At 52.8% G+C, this 5,043-nt stretch carries 4 protein-coding genes; all 4 read left to right on the top strand.

The window, feature by feature from the left end; genetic code table 11:
* Positions 1-330 precede the first annotated feature (330 nt).
* The 4 genes from AC13D2_RS01710 to AC13D2_RS01695 all read left to right on the top strand — a co-directional run bounded on the left by AC13D2_RS01710 (position 331) and on the right by AC13D2_RS01695 (position 4,819).
* On the top strand, positions 331-750 hold the full coding sequence (locus tag AC13D2_RS01710) for an antirestriction protein (protein ID WP_091643496.1): 420 nt from the start codon (positions 331-333) through the stop codon (positions 748-750).
* A gap of 63 nt (positions 751-813) precedes the next feature.
* Positions 814-2,412: a DNA sulfur modification protein DndB gene (locus AC13D2_RS01705; protein WP_482938132.1), complete on the top strand. Its 1,599-nt coding sequence runs from the start codon at positions 814-816 to the stop codon at positions 2,410-2,412.
* 98 nt (positions 2,413-2,510) lie between these two features.
* Positions 2,511-2,888 carry a hypothetical protein gene (locus tag AC13D2_RS01700; RefSeq protein ID WP_482938131.1) on the top strand — a complete coding sequence of 126 codons (378 nt, stop codon included), beginning with the start codon at positions 2,511-2,513 and terminating at the stop codon, positions 2,886-2,888.
* 1,043 nt (positions 2,889-3,931) lie between these two features.
* Positions 3,932-4,819 (top strand): hypothetical protein, encoded by an 888-nt coding sequence (locus tag AC13D2_RS01695; protein WP_482938130.1) that lies wholly within the window; start codon positions 3,932-3,934, stop codon positions 4,817-4,819.
* Positions 4,820-5,043: the final 224 nt, after the last annotated feature.

Below are 5,043 nucleotides of genomic sequence, written 5' to 3'. Positions count from 1 at the left end.
GCGGTTGATGGGCGGTCGGGATCTCACGACAGGGCAGGGGCCTGGTCAGCATTCACCAACGATGTGGCGGCGAAGCCGCGCTGAATCTAAGTCGGGCTCTGCCCGATCCCGGCGGCATCCGGACAATCAAGATCATCACACTGCAAAAGACAAGTCTGGTGTTAGACGAAGATGCACAAAGAGGGCTGATTTATATGGGTTTTTATTCTTTGAAAGGTATACAAAGAGATTGACAGACAGGGAAGGAAAACCGATAATAATCACATGGTCAGCGGGGTGCTGGCCACCGCGATACGCCGGCGGTCATCGAGGCGAGTTAGGATATTTGCTATGACTACTGCACAAGCTCTCCCTGAGTTTTTTACCCGTGTTCCGACCCTCCAACGCGCAGAAACAATGCACCAATACTGGGGCGATCGTTGCGTGAACCTGGAAATGTTTGTGTTCAGCTTCATGAACACCTTCAACGAAGCGTACAACGGTGGCTATTGGGATCTTAATATCACCTCGAATGACGCGCTTTATATGTCTCTGAGTACCGACGAGCCGGTGCGTTTGGTAAGCCCGCTGAACTATGCGGATGAAACCATGAGCGCTGATGCCGCTGGCCTGGTTCTGACCATTTATGCCAGTTCCTATGGAATGCACAAATTCCCGGAAGACGCATACCTCTTGGAAACCTACGACAAGCTAATGGAAGTCGTTGGTGACCATCCAGAGGCCTCCAAAATCTACCGTCTTCTCGACTAACCAGGAGGGGGCGAAAGCCCCCATGTTTCCGCCCGGAAACTCTCAGAACCAGAGGAAAATACCATGTTCTACGTTATTGCCTTGGAGCGCGTTACCATCACTAAGTCCTTCTCCGAGACTTTCGAGGAGGGAAAAATCATTAGTCGCCACAAGAGTCAGGAGACAGCCGACGAGCGGTGGCGAACCCTACAGCGAAAGGCTGATTATCCCGAGCGCATTGCCATGATTGACGCGCCTTATGGGCACGCTGTTGGCGATGTGGTCCCAAGTTTGGTGGCCCAGGCAAAGCAGGAGCGGCACGAACGTTTGGGCTTGAGCCTGGCACGAGACCTAATTCTTCAAGAGCGAGGCACACCAATTGAGCGGCCGGATTTCTTCGCTTCCTGGTTGGAAGATCTTGGTCTGACTGTAGATGAGCTCAAGGCTGAGTTCGGAGAGCGCGCAGCAGCCAAGCTAGACGAGGAAGAGGCCCAGCGCCAGGAGTTTGCCGAGCGTATGGCGCGAATCAATGCCATCGAGGCTGATGTGTCGGAGCGCTCTGAGATCACTTACAGCTTCCCAGCCGTGAAAGGAATTCAGGCGGGCAATGAGTTCTATACCGCCCAGATTCCTTTTAAGTACCTGGTGAAGTTGTTTCGATTTGATGAGGATACCTTGCCAACTGAAGCGCGGGCCCAACGTCATCTCAATGAGCGCCATGCTCGGGATATCGCTGATTACATCCTTGAGAATCGTCACGAATACGTCCTGCCGGCAATTACGGCGAGCGTGAGCAGTGAAATGGCGTTCGAAGGTTTGCAGGTTTCTGGCGCCGGCGCTCGGGTGGGGGTTCTTCACATCCCAATGGACGCCGTAATGCTGATCAACGATGGCCAACACCGGCGCCGGGGCATCGAATTGGCCCTGGAATCCATGCCGATCCTGGGTGAGGAAACTGTCTGTGTGACTTTGTTTTTTGATCAGGGATTGAAGCGGAGCCAGCAGATGTTCGCCGACATCAATGCAAACGCCAAGAAACCGAGTAGCTCGCTGAGTGCTCTGTATGACCAGCGGGATCCGTTCAATGGGTTTGTCCTGGATCTGCTCAAAGAGATTCCTGAGTTTCGGAGCCGGGTTGAATTTGAATCGGGCAGTGTGGGCCCGAAGAGCTTTAAGCTGTGGAACCTGGTGAGATTCAAGAAATTCATTTCCAATCTGACCGACCTTACCAAACGGAGCATTGTCGATTACGACGAAGCCTACCTGAGAGACGCGAAAGAAGGCGTCATTCTTTTTCTTGAAAAGGCGCGCGCCCATGTACCGATGTGGGATCTGATGCTATCAGGGAAGATTTCCGCGCAGGAGCTACGTGAGCAATACGTGGTCGGGCATGCCGTGTTCCTGGAAGCCCTCGGGTTATACGGTGCTGAAATGGTGAACAAATACCTGGTGTATGGGAAAACGGGAGGCGTGGATAGGTTTGAAGCAATGGATAAGCTGGAAAACCTGGTACCAGATAGGACCGCTCCGGTTTGGGAAGGTCGGTGTGTGGTGGCTGGCCGGATGCAGAAAACATCCGATGGCGTCAAAGGTACTGCTGCCACTCTGATGGGGTTGTGCGGTATGGCCCTCACGCCGACAGTGGCCGAAACTGAAATGCGACTCGGTTCGCTGCTCAACTAAGGGAAAGGATCCGGCCGGAGTTTCCGGCCGGAAACTGATAGGGGAGGGGAGTGATGTTTGTGCCTTATAGGGAGCGAAGCGTCCGGGTCGGAATGAGGGTGCGCGCCTATCGCAATCTGTTAAAGCCGAATTTCTTTTCCATTCAGGCGATGGAAGGCCCTGATAAGGGCAAGGTGGTTGGCTACGCACGGGCCGTGGGTCTGGAGAATGTCCGGTTTGTCGTGTCCAAAAAAACATGGGAGAGAGTAATCTCCGAGGGCGTCCGCACCGTGTTCGCCTTTGCCGATGGTGCCCTAGTGGATTGTTTGGAAGCGCTACCGGCGGGATTCGATGAACGAATCACCTTGATGCCGTTTGAGCGCTGCTATTTTTTCAACCGACAGCGACCGGAAATTCCCGTCACCGAAGCCGCGCGCGGCTATCTTTTCGGTGCCGATTTCTGGGCCGCTGCCGAGCCCGCAGGGCTGGACCTTTAATGGGTCCAGCCCACCCTTCGGGAAAAGAAGGCATATCCTTCCGGCCACGCTTCGCTGGATGAGCTATTCGTTGATCCCGCGTTGCGGGACTAACCCCCCTCTAAATCCTGACTTCTCAGAGATCCTACCGCGCCGATATTTTTGAAATCCAATCGGACTGCCTCACCACGCAAGATAGCCGTTCAATTTCTGCATTTCCGTAGCCCCGATATGAGGCGCAAAAAGCGACTCGCCAACTTTTTCAGTCCACGAAACCTTGTTGTATTGAAAGCTCTGAAAATCGTAAGGCCGGTCGCCGCAAGGACGGGGTGTTTCCGCTGATGTCGGTTAAAGCGAGCTTTTTATAAATAGAGATTACCTGGACCGAATTACGAGCAGGCAGTGGTCGGTGAATACGTTTTTGCAGCCTGAAGCGAGAACAGTGTCCAACGGTATAAATAGGTTAAGAAATATTGAAAAAGAGCGAGGTAATCGAATGGAAAACAAGAAGGAAACGGATATAGGGCTCAACACCCTGGGCGGAAAGATAGTGACTACGGGCCTGACATCAATGTTCATAATGTCGGCGACTGGTGTTCCGATCTGGCTGACAGCTGTACCTGTACTGGTGGTTTTGGTTGGTGTAGCGATCTGTACTAGATCGTTTTGGTGGCGTCGCTGATGTTATCAGCGGCACCAGCCGGTAGGGATCCTCCTTTCAGAAGACCGGCTAGTATTCCCTTTTAGGTGTTGGTAATTCGCATTATTGGGGTAGGGTGGAGGATACACCATCAAATGAGTGTTTCTCATGAACTATGTAAAATTAGATTAATTATTGATTTTATTATGAAAGTTGCAGATTTAGCTGTATCAGTATTCTAGAGATCTATTGCCGTCCAATCTAAATTGATTGCATGGTAGATCAAATGGAGTCTGCAACATGACCGAAACACCGTCCTGGTTGGACAGCTTCATTGCTGTCGCCGGCACTATGCCAACAGAGAATCTCGCTGTTCTTTCTATGGCCTTGGTGGCGTTGGCCGTAATCTGGAGAAGTTCTTGAGATGAGCGATCAGAGCACGAGCTTGAGAGAAGACCGGTTTTCGCCGATCCCAAGATATTGGCTGGGGAAAGAGCGGTGTTCACCGTGGGCCTTGGCAAAGGTTACTCGCACAGACCCTCTTACTGTGAGTTTGGGGGTACCACTTCTGATGGGACTCTCAAAGACGCCGACCGCTGGCCAGGTGATCGCGGCTTTGAAGATCTACATTGCGTTGGTGGCGATGGCTGATGACAAAAAGCAAGAAAGGAACGTGGGCAAGCACTGTCTGCGGACAACCTACGAGGAAATTCAGCTGTATCTCAAGCTGTCGAGGGCAATGGTGTGCGAGGGCCTGAAGCTTTTGGAGGCTACGGATGCCATCGAAAGGCTTGGCTACAAACCCCTGGTTTACAGAATAAAGGGGCTTGATCCGGACAGAGCGGATGAGTGGAAAGGGCACGTCAAATTACCGAAGGGGCACTTGTTCGGGATGCGAAGGGTATCGAGCAGCTATCCCATCATGCTTTCTGAGTACCCGAAACGGGGTCAGACTGCCATGAATGGTCTCGTGATCTATCTGCTCATGTTGTCCGTGTGCCAGAGAGACACCAATGTCTCGTTGATCTCTTACGATCGAATGATGGAAAGGACAGGGCTGAGCAGTAAAAACATTCGCCAGGCGATTGACCTGTTGGTTAACCACGACCTGATCAGCGTTTTGAGGGTTACCAACGAAAGCACCCTTGAAGCGTTTGGACTGCCGGTGCCCGCTCAAGCTCTTAAAGGATCGCCGAATGTTTACCTGATCAAAGGTGTGAAGGGGCGGAGGTACAACGAGCGTATCAATACACTGGAGAATTACGCGGCTCTGACCGCCAATCATCAAGCTACGCAGGATTTTTCCGAGTGAGGTGCAGCCTTTGGCGCGCCCTTCGGGGCGGGCTTCTCCAGGTTCGCTATTCGCTCATCCCGCCGTTGGCGGGACTGACGCCTTCCGTATCCCTCGCGCTTCCGACCTCCGGCCGGTAAAGGATCCCCGCTGATCGCGGGGCCCCCGAAGTCGGATCAACAGACGCTTCGCGACTGTTAGAACGATCCTCCAGGAGCGAGTGGCTGTGCCACACGCTCTAAAAG

The sequence above is a fragment of the Marinobacter sp. B-12 genome (assembly GCF_056857915.1).
Note: the sequence above shows the minus strand (reverse complement) of the source record. Positions and strands in the feature narration are given on the sequence as shown.